Origin of the sequence: Geodermatophilus ruber (genome assembly GCF_900114385.1) — a bacterium.
GTDB classification, from domain to species: Bacteria; Actinomycetota; Actinomycetes; order Mycobacteriales; family Geodermatophilaceae; genus Geodermatophilus; species Geodermatophilus ruber.
Genome location: NZ_FOSW01000001.1, coordinates 37183 through 51535, shown reverse-complemented (window position 1 = coordinate 51535; position 14353 = coordinate 37183). Strand labels below are relative to the sequence as shown.

Genomic DNA, 14353 nt, shown 5'->3' with positions numbered 1-14353 from the left:
CGGGCGGACCGATGTCCGCCGGAGCCCGCACCACCCCCCTCACGGCGTCATATGGCGGGCGCCGGAGGACCTGAAGGAGAACTCCCATGCTCATCGCACAGCGTCCGACGCTGACCGAGGAGACGATCACCGAGCAGCGCTCACGGTTCGTCATCGAGCCGCTGGAGCCGGGCTTCGGCTACACCCTCGGCAACTCGCTGCGCCGCACCCTCCTCTCCTCGATCCCCGGGGCTGCTGTCACCAGCATCCGGATCGAGGGCACTCTGCACGAGTTCACCACCGTGCCCGGGGTCAAGGAGGACGTCACCGAGATCATCCTGAACCTCAAGGGTCTCGTGGTCAGCTCCGACTCCGACGAGCCGGTGACCATGTACCTGCGCAAGCAGGGCCCGGGTGAGGTCACCGCGGCCGACATCGCGCCGCCCGCGGGCGTCGAGGTCCACAACCCCGAGCTGCACATCGCCACCCTCAACGGCAAGGGCCGGCTGGAGATCGAGCTGGTCGTCGAGCGGGGCCGCGGCTACGTGCCGGCGCCGCAGAACAAGCAGCCGGGCCAGGAGATCGGCCGGATCCCGGTCGACTCCATCTACTCGCCGGTCCTCAAGGTGACCTACGCCGTCGAGGCGACCCGTGTCGAGCAGCGCACCGACTTCGACCGCCTGGTCGTCGACGTCGAGACCAAGCCCTCCATCGCCCCGCGCGACGCGATCGCCAGCGCCGGGTCCACCCTCGTCGAGCTGTTCGGCCTGCTGCGCGAGCTGAACATCGACGCGGAGGGCATCGAGGTCGGCCCCAGCCCGGCCGAGGCCGCGGACATCGCGAACTTCTCGATGCCGATCGAGGACATGGACCTCACCGTCCGGTCCTACAACTGCCTCAAGCGCGAGGGCGTGCACACCGTCGGTGAGCTCGTCACCCGCTCCGAGGCCGACCTGCTCGACATCCGCAACTTCGGGGCCAAGTCCATCGACGAGGTCAAGATGAAGCTGGCGGCGATGGGCCTGGCGCTCAAGGACAGCCCGCCCGGGTTCATCCCCACCTCGGTGGAGAGCTATGACGAGGGCTACGAGACCGACGCCTACCACGGCACCGCCGAGTACGGCGACGCCGGTGAGTACGGCGAGGGCTCGTACCAGGAGACCGAGCAGCTCTGAGCTGCACGGCTGTCCGGTGCCGGGCGGCGGGGTGACCCGCCGTCCGGCGCCGTCGTCCGGACAGCCACACTGAAGCGACGACAGCACCACGGATGATGCAGCCCGGCACGCACCGCCCGGCCGCCTGAGGAAGGACCGACATGCCCACCCCCACCAAGGGCCCCCGTCTCGGCGGGTCCCCTGCGCACGAGCGGCTGATGCTGGCCAACCTGGCCACCTCGCTGTTCGAGCACGGGCGGATCACCACCACCGAGGCGAAGGCGAAGCGGCTGCGTCCGTTCGCGGAGAAGCTGGTCACCTTCGCCAAGCGCGGGGACCTGCACGCCCGCCGTCAGGTGATGACCGTCATCCGCGACAAGGACGTCGTCCACCACCTGTTCGCCGACATCGGTCCCCGGTACGAGAACCGGCCCGGCGGCTACACGCGGATCACCAAGGTGGGCCCCCGCAAGGGTGACAACGCCCCGATGGCGGTCATCGAGCTGGTCGAGGCGCTGACCGTGGGCCAGCAGGCGGTCGGCGAGGCCGAGCGCGCCCGTGGCACCCGGTTCGCCTCCGGCACCGGCGCCGCGGCCGCCGCCGGTGAGGTCACGGCCGACGCCCTCGAGTCGGCCGAGAGCGCCGACAGCGCGGACGGCGCCGCCTCCGCGGACACCACCGACGAGGTGGCCGCCGACGTCTTCCTCCCGGACGGTGAGCGCCTGGACGACCAGGACGTCGAGCCCCAGCCGACGGCTGCGGAGTCGGGCGTGGTGTCCGACCCGAACCTCTCGCCCGAGCTGGCTGCCGCTGCGGCTGCCGAGATCGAGGCCGCCGAGAGCCAGGACGCCGCGACCGCGGGCCGGCAGGCCCCCGGCGGCGAGGCCGCGCCCGACCCCAAGTGACCCCCTGAACATCCAGCAGCACCCCGATGAGCCCGCCACCGACTCCGGTGGCGGGCTCGTCCGTCTCCGCCTGCGCGTCCAGTACGACGGTGCCGGGCTGCACGGCTGGGCCCGGCAGCCCGGACAGCGCACCGTGCAGGGGGACCTGGAGGAGGGCCTCAGCCGGGTGCTGCGCGTGCCTGTTGCGCTCACCGTGGCCGGGCGGACCGACGCCGGGGTGCACGCCACCGGGCAGGTGGCGCACTGCGACGTCCCCCGGCCGGTGTGGGAGGCGCAGCGCGAGCGCCTGGTGCGGCGGCTGCGGGGGGTGCTGCCGCCCGACATCGCGGTGACCGCCGTCGAGGAGGCGCCGGCGGATTTCGACGCGCGGTTCGGCGCGCTGGCGCGGCACTACGTCTATCGGCTCACCGACGCCCCCGAGGGCCCGCCGCCGCTGCGCCGCGCCGACACGGTCGGCTGGCCGCGGCGCCTGGACGCCGACGCGATGGCGGTGGCCGCCGCCCTGCTGCTCGGCGAGCACGACTTCGCCGCCTTCTGCCGGCGGCGGGAGGGCGCCTCTACGGTCCGCGCTCTGCTGGCCCTGGACGTCCGCCGGGAGGGCCCGCTGATCACCGTGTCCGCGTCGGCGGACGCCTTCTGCCACTCGATGGTGCGCAGCCTGGTGGGCGGGCTGACCGTGGTGGGGGAGGGCCGCCGGCCGGTGAACTGGCCGGCCGCGCTGCTGGCCCGCGCCGAGCGGGCCGGGGAGGTCCCGGTCGCGCCGGCCGCGGGCCTGACGCTGGTGCGGGTCGACTACCCGCCCGACGACATGCTCGCCGCCCGCGCGCGCCTCACCCGCGCCCGTCGGGAGATTAGGCCGGCGTAGACCGGTCGAACAGCCGATCCAGCTGGTAGTCGAGGATCGCGAGCGCGGCATCGGCGTCGCGCTGGCCGCCCACGACACTGTCGCTCAGTCCGTTGGTGAGGGCCAGCAGGGCGGCCACCTCCGTGCGTGGTTCCCGGCCGGAGTTCACGTCACCCGAGTCTCGGGCGCGCACGAGCACGGTGGTCAACCAGTCCTCCAGCGCGTCGGGATGGTTGGTGGCGCCGGCGAGCAGGGCGGGATCGGTGAGCGCGACCGCGAAGTACGCGCTCCATGCCATCCGATCGAGTCGGCTCGCCTCGTCGACGGGCAGGATGCTCGTCAGCACCACCTCCAGGACCGCCCGCGGCGCCAACCCGGCCCCGCGGGCGGCGGCTCGCTCTCGGATCCGCCGGTCGAGGCGTGCTGCGAGCTCATCGAGCCCCAGCCGCAGCAGGGTCGGCTTGTCGCTGACGTAGTACTGGACCAGGCGGAGGGAGATCCCCGCTTCGGCGGCAACCTCCCGCATGGACACCGCCTGCAGGCCTCGGGTGCCGGCAATGCGGAGGAGGGCGGCGGTGATGTGGGCCCGCCGCTCCTCGTGATCGACCCGGCGGGGCATCAGGCGCCCGCGGCCAGGGCGAGCACTGTTCCGGCGATGGCGGACAACGGGACGACGCAGACCAGCCGGTGCAGCCATGGCTCGCGCGGGGCGGACGGGTGCGCGATCGCCACCGCCAAGACGTCGATGGCCACGGAGAGGACAGCGGCGTTCAGGAGCACGTCAGCTCGTCGGGGAGATCGTCGCCGGCGCGGGTCGGGTGGAAGGCGAGCACGCGGGCGACGACGAGCCCGGGCGCCTCGAGAGGAAGGGCATGCCCGGTCGCGGGCACCACCTCGGTCCGCCATGAGGGGGCTACCGTGGCGATCCGTCGAGCCACGGCGGTGGAGTCGTGCAACGCGCTCCGCGCGCCGAGGAGTAGCTGCACGGGCGTGGTGATCGCTGCCAGGTCAGGATCGGTCCACACCGGTGGAGCGGGAAGCCGGCGGCGGAACGAGCGGGCAGCGAGCCCCAGGCGCATCAACTCGTCCTCCGTCAGCGTGCCGTTGACCAGCGCGCGGGCGGCCCGGTGGCGCAGTGGTCGTGGCAGCAGAACCGACAGTCCGCCGAGGATCACCCAGCGGTAGAACCGGCCGCTCAGGTCTGCCAGGCCGGCCGGGTCGACGAGCGTCACCGCGCTCACCCGTCCCGACAGGTGCCGTTCGTGTTCCAGGGCGATCCATCCGCCGTAGGAGGATCCGACCAGGTGCGCCCGCTCGGCGCCGACAGCAGCCAGCACCTCGTCCAGCCAGCGCGCCGCCGTCACGCCGTCCGCTAGTGCCTGGCTCGGCACCGAGCGGCCGGGCTCCCCGAGCGGATCGACGGCCAGCACCGGTCGGTGCGCGCTCAGGGCGGCCACGTGGCGGTACCACCCGAGGGCGTTGCCTCCGGCTCCGCTGAGCAGGACGACGGGATCTGGGCCCGACGGCCCCGCCCGGTAGGCGCGAACGACTCCCAGCGACGTCGGGACGTCCTCGGCCGACACCGGAACGGGCCACAACGCCGTGAACGCCCTGTCGTAAGCAGCGAGGAACCTCGCGCGGCCGCGGTCGCTGGTGAAGCCGGACGGACGGTCGATCGTCGTCATGGAAGCCCTCCAGAGCCTTGATGATACAGGTGTACCACCAAGGCGTCCTGTCGGTCCACCGCCGCGCTGACCGCCTCCCCGAGGGACGGCGGGACGGGCTGCTGATACACCGTGTCCGCGTCGGCGGACGCCTTCTGCCACTCGATGGGTGCGCAGCCTGGTGGGCCGGCTGACCGTCCGACTACCCGCCCGACTACCCGCCCGACGACATGCTCGCCGCCCGCGCGCGCCTCACCCGCGCCCGTCGCGGCTGACCGGCGCCCGCGTTCACGGCACCGCTGCCACGGCCTCGCTGATCGGGGTGGACCCGCTCACCAGCTCCACCACCACGTCCCGCTTCCCCGCGTCGAGGAAGGCCAGCAGGACCGCGGCCACGTCGTCCCGGGGGACCTCGCCGGGCGGGACCCCGTGGTCGAGCGTGACCCGGCCGGTGCCGGGGTCGTCGGTGAGCCGTCCGGGCCGCAGCACGACCGTGTCCAGCTCCGGCCGGGGCAGGATCCGGTCCTCGGCGGCCAGCTTGGCCTGCAGGTACGCGGCGAAGACGGGGTCCATCCCGCGCGGGGTTCCGTGGCGGGCCAGCTCGACCCCCATCGAGGACACCAGCAGGTAGGGCCGGACACGGGCCTGGTCGGCGGCGTCGGCGAGGAGCAGCGCCGCGCCCTTGTCGACGGTCAGCTTGCGCTCGATGCCGCTGCCCGGGCCGGCGCCCGCCGCGAACACGACCGCGTCCGCGCCGATCAGCACGTCGGCGACGTCATGGGTCACGGTGTGCTCCAGGTCGAGGACGACCGGCTCCATCCCGTCGCCCACGAGGTCGGCCTCGTGGTCTGGGTTGCGGATGAGCCCCACGGCCGTGTCCCCCCTGCGGGACAGCAGGCGGCCGAGGCGGCGGGCGACCTTCCCGTGGCCCCCGGCGATGACGATGCGCACGGCGGTGAGCTACCCGGGCGGGCGGTGGGCTACCCGTCCCGTGCGCACCGCGGCGGCCGCGGCCGCCCGTGCCTGCGCAAGGTCGGCGGGGGTGTCGCAGTCGGTCCAGGGCGGCGGTTGCCCCGGCGCGACGGTGGGGTGCAGCCGGCGCACCGCCAGGGGGGCGAGCACCTTGCGCACCGACGTCGGGCCGGAGACGTCGGCGACGGCGTGCCGGAGGGCCGCGGTCCGCCACACGCCGAGCAGCAGCTGGTCGCGGTCGGTGTCGTCGATGACGAGCACCCCGTCGCCGGTGAGCCGCTCGCGGAGCGCCTGGATCAGGCCGTGCGTGACGAACGGCAGGTCGCCGGCCAGGAGCGCGACCACCTCGGTCTCCACCGGGGCCAGGCCGGCCCGCATCGCGGCGACCGGGCCGCCGCGCGGGGGCTCCTCCCGGACGACGACGACGTCGGGGGGCGCCGGCTGCGGCGGGCCGACGACGATCCGCGCAGCGGCGTCGGCGACGGCGGCGAGCACGGCGGTGAGCATGGTCCGGCCACCGACGTCGAGCTGCGGCTTGGCCTGCCCGCCCATCCGGGCCGCCCGGCCACCGGCGAGGACGACGGCGGCGTACGGCGGCAGCGTGGGCACGGGACGACCGTAGGGGTTCCGGGTCGGTAGCGTCCCGTGCGTGGGACGAGTGACCAGCCGAACGCCGGTGCTGCGCATCCGCGGCGCGGCCCGCACGACGCGCCCGGACGTCGTCGCGGCCGAGGAACCCCTGGAGATCCGGCTCTCGGGGAGCCCGCTGGCGGTGACCATGCGTACGCCGGGGCACGACTTCGACCTGGTGCACGGCTTCCTCGCCACCGAGGGCGTGATCGCCGGCAGCGACGACGTCCTCGGGCTGCGGTACTGCGACTCCGTGGACGCCGACGGGCGCAACACCTACAACGTGGTGGACGTCGACCTGGCCCCGGGCGTGGAGCCGCCGGACACCGCGCTGGACCGCAACTTCTACACCTCCAGCTCCTGCGGGGTCTGCGGCAAGGCCAGCATCGACGCCATCCGCACCCGGACCCGGCACGACGTCGCCGCGGACGCCACGCGGCTGCCGCTGGAGACCCTGCTCGCACTGCCCGACCGGCTGCGCGCCGCCCAGCGGGTGTTCGACAAGACCGGCGGGCTGCACGCGGCGGGGCTGTTCACCGCCGACGGCGAGCTGGTGACCCTGCGGGAGGACGTCGGCCGGCACAACGCCGTGGACAAGGTGATCGGCGACGCGGTCTGCGCGGGCCGGCTGCCGCTGGCCGGGCACGTGCTGATGGTCAGCGGGCGGGCCAGCTTCGAGCTCACCCAGAAGGCCGCGATGGCGGGCATCCCGGTGCTGGCGGCGGTGTCGGCGCCGTCGTCCCTGGCCGTCGAGCTGGCCGCAGACGTGGGCATCACCCTGGTCGGGTTCCTGCGCGGCGACGGCTGCAACGTCTACACCCGCGAGGACCGCCTGACCGGTGTGTGAGCGTTCGGCCCCGCTGCAGGGCCCCGCCGCGAGCCTGCGAGCGGTGGGGGGCAGCGGGGTCCTTCCTCAGTGGTCGCCGCCGCGCAGCTGGCTGACCACGTGCGGCAGCAGCGGCCCCAGCACCGCCAGGCCGTCGCGCACCCCGCCGGGAGAGCCCGGCAGGTTGACGATCAGCGTCTGCCCGGCGGTGCCGGCCAGGCCGCGGGAGAGCACCGCGGTCGGCACCGCGGCCGCCCCGTGCCTGCGGATCGCCTCCGCGATCCCGGGGGCCTCCCGGTCGAGCACGGCGCGGGTCGCCTCGGGGGTGACGTCGGTGGGGGAGAGCCCGGTGCCGCCGGTGGTGAGGACCACGTCCGCCCCGGAGGCGACCGCCTGGCGCAGCGCCACCTCCAGCTCGGCGACGTCGTCGGGGCGCACGTGCGGTCCCTCGACCGCGAAGCCCAGCTGGCGCAGGCCCTCGGCGAGCGCCTGCCCGCTGCGGTCCTCGTACACCCCGGCGGCGGCGCGATTGGACGCGGTGACGACGACGGCCCGCGCGCCCTCGGGCAGCTCGGAGCTCACCGCCGCCACTCCCCGCTCTTGCCGCCGGACTTCGCGAGCAGCCGGACGTCGGTGATCGCGGCCCGCGGGTCGACGGCCTTGACCATGTCGATGACGGTGAGCCCGGCGACGGCCACCGAGGTGAGCGCCTCCATCTCCACCCCGGTGCGGTCGGCGGTGCGGGCCGTCGCGGTGATCTCCACGGCGTCGTCGGCGACCACGATGTCGACCGTGACGCCGTGCAGGGCGATCGGATGGCACAGCGGCACGAGGTCCGGCGTCCGCTTCGCCCCGGCGATGCCGGCGATCCGGGCGACCGCGACCGCGTCCCCCTTCGGCACCCCCTCGCCGCGCAGCAGCGCCACCACCTCGGGGCTCACCAGAACCCGGCCGGCGGCGGTGGCCTCGCGGGCAGTGACCGGCTTGGCGGAGACGTCCACCATCCGGGCGGCACCCGCGTCGTCCACGTGGGTCAGACGCCGTTCGCTCACTGGAGGGCTCCTTCGATCAGCACGACGTCCACCTGGGCGCCGGCGGGCAGTTCCGTCACGTCCTCGGGGACGGCGACCAGGCAGTTGGCGCGGGCCAGGTGCGCGACCAGGTGCGACCCGGGCCCGCCGACCTGGGAGACCTGGCCGGCGTCGTAGCGCCCGCGCAGGAACTGGCGCTTCCCGGCGGGGGAGCGCAGGGGCGCGGTGAGCGTCGCCGGGGCGCGCAGCCGGCCCGGCGCCGCGTGGCCGAGCGCGCGGCGCAGCGCGGGGCGGACGAAGACCTCGAACGAGACGAACGAGCTCACCGGGTTGCCGGGCAGGGTGACGACCGGGACGCCGTCCACGGTGCCCGCCCCCTGGGGGCCGCCGGGCTGCATGGCCACCTTGACGAACTCCACGGTGCCCAGGTCCCCGAAGGCGTCCTTCACGACCTCGTAGGCGCCGGCGCTGACCCCGCCGCTGGTGAGCAGCAGGTCGGCCGGGCCATCCCCCCGCCCACCCAGCTCGGCGCGCACGGTGGTGAGGAACTGGTCGACGTCGTCGGGCACGAAGTGCAGCCGCCGCGCCGTCCCTCCCGCGTCCTCCACCGCGGCGGCCAGCAGCGCCGAGTTGGACTCGTAGATCTGCCCGGGCAGCAGCGGCGTCCCGGGGTCGACGAGCTCGCTGCCGGTCGAGAGCACCAGCACGCGGGGCCGGCGCCGGACCCACAGGCTGCGCGCGCCGACGGCGGCGGCCAGGCCCAGCTGCGCGGCGCCCAGCGGCGTCCCGGCGGTCAGCGCGACCGCGCCGGCGGCGATGTCCTCACCGGCGTGCCGCAGGTGGCTGCCGGCGGCGGGAACGTCGCGGATCTCCACCACGTCGGTGCGGCCGTCGGTCAGCTCCACGGGCACGACCACGTCCGCGCCGGGAGGCAGCGGCGCGCCGGTCATGATGCGCTGCACGGTGCCCGGCGCGAGCGGGCGGACGTCGGTGCGCCCGGCCGGGATGTCGTCGGCGACCGGCAGTCGGACCGGGGTGCCGGTGATCTCCGACCAGCGGGCCGCGTAGCCGTCCATGGCGGAGTTGTCGAACCCGGGCAGCGCCACCTGCGCGGTGACGTCCCGGGCGAGGACCCGGTTGTGCGCCGCCCCCAGCGCGACCTCCTCCGCGGGCAGCGCGGGCAGCAGCGCGGCCACGACCGCCTGGTGTTCCTCGACCGTGCGCACGGGGCACATCCTGACGGATCGCCGCTGGACGCACCGGGGAGGGACAGCGCGTGGCCGACGTCGTGGTGCTGGGACAGCTGGGCCGGGACCTCGTGCGCCGCCGCCGGGCCGCCTGATCCCGCCCCTCCGGTCGCGTCCGGCCTGGTTAGGGTCGGGGCAGTTGCCAGTGGGAGGGGTGGGCGTGGCCGAGTACGAGCAGATGCTGACGGCGAACGAGGAGTGGGCGCGGAACTTCGCCGGCGAGTTGCCGGTGCGGCCCCGGCGGGCGGTGGCCGTGGTCGCGTGCATGGACTCGCGCATGCCGCTGTTCCCGCTGCTGGGGCTGGCGGTCGGTGACGCGCACGTCATCCGCAACGCGGGCGGCGTGGTGACCGAGGACACCATCCGTTCGCTGACCATCTCCCAGCACCTGCTCGGAACCCGCGAGATCGTGCTCGTGCACCACACGGACTGCGGTCTCCAGAAGACCGACGACACCGCCTTCGCCGACCTCGTCGAGCAGGCCACCGGGCACCGGCCGCCATGGCCGGCGCAGGCGTTCACCGACGTCGACGAGGACGTCCGGGAATCGATCCGGCGACTCCGTGCGAGCCCCTACCTGCTCTCCCGCGAGATCTGCGGCACCGTCTACGACGTCGCCACGGGGCGGCTGCGCGAGGTCGCGGCGGAGGGCTGATCCGCGGTCGGGGTGGCCCGGCGGCCCGGCTGGTATCGTGTCCGGCTGGCGCGCGGAGCCGGCTGGTGCCCGCGCGTGCTGCACCGTCTCCCGTGCTCGGTGAGGCGATCCCACCAGCCGTTCCCCACGACGACGGAGGACACGAGCGCCATGCGCACGTACACCCCCAAGCCCGGCGAGGTCGCCCGGGCCTGGCACGTCATCGACGCCACCGATGTGGTGCTCGGTCGACTCGCCAGCCAGACCGCGATCCTGCTTCGCGGCAAGCACAAGCCCCAGTACGCCCCGCACGTGGACGTCGGCGACTTCGTCGTCATCGTCAACGCCGGCAAGGTGGCACTGACCGGCACCAAGCGGGACACGAAGATGGCCTACCGCCACTCGGGTCACCCGGGCGGGCTGAAGACGATCCCCGTGGGCGACCAGCTGCGCACCCACCCCGACCGCGTCATCGAGCGCGCGATCAAGGGGATGCTGCCGCACAACAGCCTGGGCCGTCAGATGCTCAAGAAGCTGAAGGTGTACGCCGGGCCCGAGCACCCGCATGCCGCGCAGCAGCCCCAGACCTACGAGATCAAGCAGGTGGCCCAGTGACCAGCGCACTGACCGTGACCGACGCCGACGGGCGTCCCGTGCAGACCGTCGGTCGCCGCAAGGAAGCCATCGTCCGCGTGCGGCTGCTGCCCGGCACCGGCCAGTTCCGGCTCAACGGGCGCACCATCGAGGACTACTTCCCCAACAAGGTGCACCAGCAGCTCATCCGTGAGCCGTTCGTGATCCTGGAGAAGGCCGAGCAGTACGACGTCGTGGGCATCCTCCACGGAGGTGGCGTCAGCGGGCAGGCCGGCGCGCTGCGCCTGGCGATCGCCCGCGCGCTCGTCGAGGTCGAGCCCGACGACCGCCCGGCCCTGAAGAAGGCCGGCTTCCTCACCCGTGACGCCCGCGTCACCGAGCGCAAGAAGTACGGGCTCAAGAAGGCCCGCAAGGCGCCTCAGTACTCGAAGCGCTGACCGGTACGCCCGTGGGTCGCCTCTTCGGGACCGACGGCGTCCGGGGTCGGGCCAACGCCGACCTCACGCCGGAGTTGGCCCTCTCGGTGGCACGTGCTGCCGCCGGCGTGCTCGCCGACCGCGACGGGACCTCGCGTCCCGTCGCGGTCGTCGGCCGCGACCCCCGCGCCAGCGGGGAGATGCTCGAGGCCGCCGTCGTGGCGGGTCTCGCGAGCGCCGGTGCCGAGGTGCTGCGGGCCGGGGTGCTGCCCACCCCGGCGGTCGCGCACCTGACCGGGCAGACCGGCGCGGATCTCGGCGTGATGATCTCCGCCAGCCACAACCCGATGCCGGACAACGGCATCAAGTTGTTCAGCCGCGGCGGGCACAAGCTGCCCGACGCCGTCGAGGCCGCGATCGAGCAGGCCGTCACCGCAGGCGGCCCGGGCGGGCCCCGCCCGACCGGTGCCGACATCGGCCGCGTGCGTGATCTCCCCGCCGCCGCCGAGACCTACATCGAGCACCTGCTGTCGACGGTGCCGCAGCCGCTGTCCGGCCTCACCCTCGTGGTCGACTGCGCGCACGGCTCGGCCGCCGTGTGCGCACCGGAGGTCTACCGCCGGGCCGGCGCGACCGTGCACGTCATCGGTGGCGAGCCCGACGGCTGGAACATCAACGACGGCATCGGCTCCACCCACCTCGGCCCGCTCACCGAGGCCGTGCGGGCGCACGGTGCCGACCTCGGCATCGCTCACGACGGCGACGCCGACCGCTGCCTCGCGGTGACCGCCGCCGGGGACCCGGTCGACGGCGACGCGATCCTGGCCGTGTGCGCGCTGGCCCTCAAGGAGCGCGGCGAGCTGGCCGGGGACACCGTGGTCGCCACGGTGATGAGCAACCTGGGTTTCCACCACGCGATGCGCGACGCCGGAATCGCGGTGCACACCACCGCCGTCGGCGACCGGTACGTGCTCGAGGCGCTGCGGGCCCGCGGGCTGAGCCTGGGCGGCGAGCAGAGCGGCCACCTGGTGTTCCTCGACCACGCCACCACCGGCGACGGCCTGCTGACCGGGCTGTCGCTGCTGTCGCGGATGGGTGCGACCGGGGCGTCGCTCGCCGAGCTCGCCTCGGTGGTGCAGCGGCTGCCGCAGACGCTGGTCAACGTGCCGGTGCGCGACCGGCTGGCCGTGGTCGAGAGCGAGTCGGTGGCCGACGCGGTCAACGCCTGCGAGGCCGAGCTCGGGGACGACGGCCGAGTGCTGCTGCGCCCCTCCGGCACCGAGCAGCTGGTGCGGGTCATGGTCGAAGCACCCACCCAGGAGCTGGCCGACCAGGTGGCCAAGCGGCTGGCCGACGTCGTGGCCGCCTGCAACTGAGGCGAGCGTCTCGCGACAAGGGCCGGTCGGTCCTGCTGCCCCCGGTACCCTCGGTGAAATGTGCGGCATCGTGGGTTACGTCGGCCCGCAGAACGCCCGGGACGTCGTCCTGGAGGGTCTGCGCCGGCTGGAGTACCGGGGATACGACTCGGCGGGAGTCGCCGTCCTCACCGGTGAGGGGATGGCCACGGCCAAGCGGGCCGGCAAGCTGGCCAACCTGGAGAAGGTGCTCGCCGAGCAGCCGCTGCCCGAGGCGACCATCGGCATCGGCCACACCAGGTGGGCGACCCACGGCGGGCCCACCGACCGCAACGCCCACCCGCACCTGTCCGCGGACGGCTCGGTGGCGGTGATCCACAACGGGATCATCGAGAACTTCGCCGCGCTGCGCGGCGAGTGCGAGGCGGCCGGGGTCGAGTTCGCCTCCGAGACCGACACCGAGGTCGTGGCCCACCTGCTCGCCGCCGAGTACACCCGGACGCCGGAGGGTCCCGGCCGGCTGGCCGAGGCGATGCGCGCGGTCAGCCGCCGACTCGAGGGCGCCTTCACCCTGGTGGCCTCGCACGTCGCCGAGCCCGACACCCTCGTCGCGTCCCGGCGCAACAGCCCCCTGGTGGTCGGGGTCGGGGACGGCGAGTACTTCCTGGGCTCCGACGTCGCCGCGTTCATCGCGCACACCCGCGAGGCCCGCGAGCTCGGGCAGGACCAGGTCGTCGAGATCGACCGGCAGCGCGGGCTCACCGTCACCGACTTCGCCGGCACCCCGGTGGAGCCGAAGGCGTTCACCGTCGACTGGGACGCCGAGGCCGCCGAGAAGGGCGGCCACGACTGGTTCATGCTCAAGGAGATCGCCGAGCAGCCCCAGGCGATCGCCGACACCCTGCTCGGCCGGCTGGGCGACGACGGCGAACTGGTCCTCGACGAGGTGCGCCTCTCCGACCAGGAGCTGCGCGACATCGACAAGATCTTCGTCGTCTCCTGCGGTACCTCGTTCCATGCCGGGCTGATCGCCAAGTACGCCATCGAGCACTGGACCCGCATCCCGGTCGAGGTCGAGGTGGCCAGCGAGTTCCGCTACCGCGACCCGGTGCTCGACCGCTCCACGCTGGTGGTGGTCATCAGCCAGTCCGGCGAGACGATGGACACGCTGATGGCGCTGCGGCACGCCAAGGACCAGAAGGCCCGCGTGCTGGCGATCTGCAACGTGAACGGTTCGACCATCCCGCGCGAGTCCGACGCGGTGCTCTACACCCACGCCGGCCCGGAGATCGCCGTCGCCTCGACCAAGAGCTTCCTGGCGCAGATCGTCGCCTGCTACCTGGTCGGCCTCTTCCTCGCCCAGGTCCGCGGCGTCAAGTACGTCGACGAGGTCGCCGCGATCGTCGACGAGCTGCGCCAGCTGCCCGACGCGGTGGCGCGGGTGCTCACCCAGATGGAGCCGGTGCGGGAGCTCGGCCGCTCCCTGGCCGACGCCGGCACGATCCTGTTCCTCGGCCGGCACGTGGGCTTCCCCGTGGCGCTCGAGGGCGCGCTCAAGCTCAAGGAGCTGGCCTACATCCACGCCGAGGGCTTCGCCGCCGGCGAGCTCAAGCACGGGCCGATCGCGGTCATCGACGAGGGCACCCCGGTGGTCGTCGTCGTCCCGTCGCCGCGGGGCCGCAGCGTGCTGCACAGCAAGGTGGTCTCCAACATCCAGGAGGTCCGGGCCCGGGGGGCGCGGACCATCGTGATCGCCGAGGAGGGCGACGAGGCCGTCGTCCCCTACGCCGACCACCTCATCCGCGTGCCGCGCACGTCGACCCTGCTCACGCCCGTGGTGACCACGGTGCCGCTGCAGATCCTGGCCTGCGAGATCGCCGACACCCGCGGCTTCGACGTCGACCAGCCGCGCAACCTCGCGAAGAGCGTCACCGTCGAGTGACGGTGCCGTGAGCACCGGGCCCCGCTGACCCGGCCGCCGCCTGCTCGCTGGTTGCGCATGGCAACGTCCGTCCATGGCGATGAGCGGGGTGTCACCGCGGCCGTCCGCGGCTTCCTCGAGGAGCTGGAGCGCCCGGCCTGACCCGGGCGGTGCCCGGCCA

Annotated in this window: 17 protein-coding genes; 9 read left to right on the top strand and 8 right to left on the bottom strand. The window is 74.1% G+C overall.

Translation table 11 applies throughout. The annotated features are described in order from the left end of the window. Positions 1-86: 86 nt before the first annotated feature. The 3 genes from BMZ50_RS00285 to truA all read left to right on the top strand — a co-directional run bounded on the left by BMZ50_RS00285 (position 87) and on the right by truA (position 2903). Positions 87-1154 carry a DNA-directed RNA polymerase subunit alpha gene (locus tag BMZ50_RS00285; RefSeq protein ID WP_091319586.1) on the top strand — a complete coding sequence of 356 codons (1068 nt, stop codon included), beginning with the start codon at positions 87-89 and terminating at the stop codon, positions 1152-1154. 140 nt (positions 1155-1294) lie between these two features. Further along, complete coding sequence (rplQ, locus tag BMZ50_RS25140; RefSeq protein ID WP_091319582.1) at positions 1295-2038, top strand: 50S ribosomal protein L17; 744 nt, start codon at positions 1295-1297, stop codon at positions 2036-2038. A gap of 4 nt (positions 2039-2042) precedes the next feature. After that, positions 2043-2903, top strand: coding sequence for a tRNA pseudouridine(38-40) synthase TruA (gene truA / locus BMZ50_RS00275; RefSeq protein ID WP_091320943.1), 861 nt, complete (start codon positions 2043-2045; stop codon positions 2901-2903). On the opposite strand, the gene BMZ50_RS00270 is transcribed toward truA, so the two are convergent. The 5 genes from BMZ50_RS00270 to mobA form a co-directional block, all read right to left on the bottom strand. Next, positions 2890-3501, bottom strand: coding sequence for a TetR/AcrR family transcriptional regulator (locus BMZ50_RS00270; protein ID WP_091319579.1), 612 nt, complete (start codon positions 3499-3501; stop codon positions 2890-2892). The genes truA and BMZ50_RS00270 overlap by 14 nt on opposite strands. Next, a complete protein-coding gene (locus BMZ50_RS23885; protein ID WP_177212570.1) occupies positions 3501-3662 on the bottom strand; it encodes a hypothetical protein in 162 nt (53 codons plus the stop codon). The genes BMZ50_RS00270 and BMZ50_RS23885 overlap by 1 nt, the downstream gene beginning before the upstream one ends. Further along, a complete protein-coding gene (locus BMZ50_RS00265) occupies positions 3653-4567 on the bottom strand; it encodes an alpha/beta fold hydrolase (RefSeq protein ID WP_091319577.1) in 915 nt (304 codons plus the stop codon). Before BMZ50_RS00265 ends, BMZ50_RS23885 begins: the two co-directional genes overlap by 10 nt. Positions 4568-4834: 267 nt before the next feature. Then, positions 4835-5497 carry an NAD(P)H-binding protein gene (locus tag BMZ50_RS00260; RefSeq protein WP_091319574.1) on the bottom strand — a complete coding sequence of 221 codons (663 nt, stop codon included), beginning with the start codon at positions 5495-5497 and terminating at the stop codon, positions 4835-4837. 9 nt (positions 5498-5506) lie between these two features. After that, positions 5507-6127: a molybdenum cofactor guanylyltransferase gene (gene mobA / locus BMZ50_RS00255; RefSeq protein WP_091319570.1), complete on the bottom strand. Its 621-nt coding sequence runs from the start codon at positions 6125-6127 to the stop codon at positions 5507-5509. Between the two features lie 40 nt (positions 6128-6167). Here mobA and fdhD point away from each other — a divergent pair, with 40 nt between their 5' ends. Then, positions 6168-6995: a formate dehydrogenase accessory sulfurtransferase FdhD gene (gene fdhD / locus BMZ50_RS00250; RefSeq protein ID WP_091319567.1), complete on the top strand. Its 828-nt coding sequence runs from the start codon at positions 6168-6170 to the stop codon at positions 6993-6995. Positions 6996-7061: 66 nt separating this feature from the next. Here fdhD and BMZ50_RS00245 read toward each other — a convergent pair whose 3' ends face one another. Genes BMZ50_RS00245 through moeA form a run of 3 tightly spaced genes read right to left on the bottom strand, consistent with a single transcriptional unit; the run spans position 7062 to position 9240 of the window. After that, on the bottom strand, positions 7062-7556 hold the full coding sequence (locus BMZ50_RS00245; protein WP_091320942.1) for a MogA/MoaB family molybdenum cofactor biosynthesis protein: 495 nt from the start codon (positions 7554-7556) through the stop codon (positions 7062-7064). After that, the gene (gene moaC, locus BMZ50_RS00240) at positions 7553-8026 is read right to left on the bottom strand and encodes a cyclic pyranopterin monophosphate synthase MoaC (RefSeq protein ID WP_091319563.1); all 474 of its coding nucleotides are present in this window, start codon (positions 8024-8026) and stop codon (positions 7553-7555) included. The genes BMZ50_RS00245 and moaC overlap by 4 nt, the downstream gene beginning before the upstream one ends. Next, positions 8023-9240: a molybdopterin molybdotransferase MoeA gene (gene moeA / locus BMZ50_RS00235; protein ID WP_245753199.1), complete on the bottom strand. Its 1218-nt coding sequence runs from the start codon at positions 9238-9240 to the stop codon at positions 8023-8025. Before moeA ends, moaC begins: the two co-directional genes overlap by 4 nt. A gap of 172 nt (positions 9241-9412) precedes the next feature. Here moeA and BMZ50_RS00230 point away from each other — a divergent pair, with 172 nt between their 5' ends. The 5 genes from BMZ50_RS00230 (at position 9413) to glmS (ending at position 14193) form a co-directional block, all read left to right on the top strand. Then, a complete protein-coding gene (locus BMZ50_RS00230; protein ID WP_091319558.1) occupies positions 9413-9907 on the top strand; it encodes a beta-class carbonic anhydrase in 495 nt (164 codons plus the stop codon). A 150-nt stretch (positions 9908-10057) separates the two neighbouring features. Next, a complete protein-coding gene (gene rplM / locus BMZ50_RS00225; RefSeq protein WP_091319555.1) occupies positions 10058-10501 on the top strand; it encodes a 50S ribosomal protein L13 in 444 nt (147 codons plus the stop codon). Further along, complete coding sequence (gene rpsI, locus BMZ50_RS00220; protein WP_091319551.1) at positions 10498-10917, top strand: 30S ribosomal protein S9; 420 nt, start codon at positions 10498-10500, stop codon at positions 10915-10917. The genes rplM and rpsI overlap by 4 nt, the downstream gene beginning before the upstream one ends. An 11-nt stretch (positions 10918-10928) precedes the next feature. Then, positions 10929-12272, top strand: a complete 1344-nt coding sequence (gene glmM, locus BMZ50_RS00215) for a phosphoglucosamine mutase (RefSeq protein WP_091319547.1) — start codon at positions 10929-10931, stop codon at positions 12270-12272. Positions 12273-12330: 58 nt separating this feature from the next. Beyond that, positions 12331-14193: a glutamine--fructose-6-phosphate transaminase (isomerizing) gene (glmS, locus tag BMZ50_RS00210; RefSeq protein ID WP_091319544.1), complete on the top strand. Its 1863-nt coding sequence runs from the start codon at positions 12331-12333 to the stop codon at positions 14191-14193. The last annotated feature ends 160 nt before the right edge of the window (positions 14194-14353 follow it).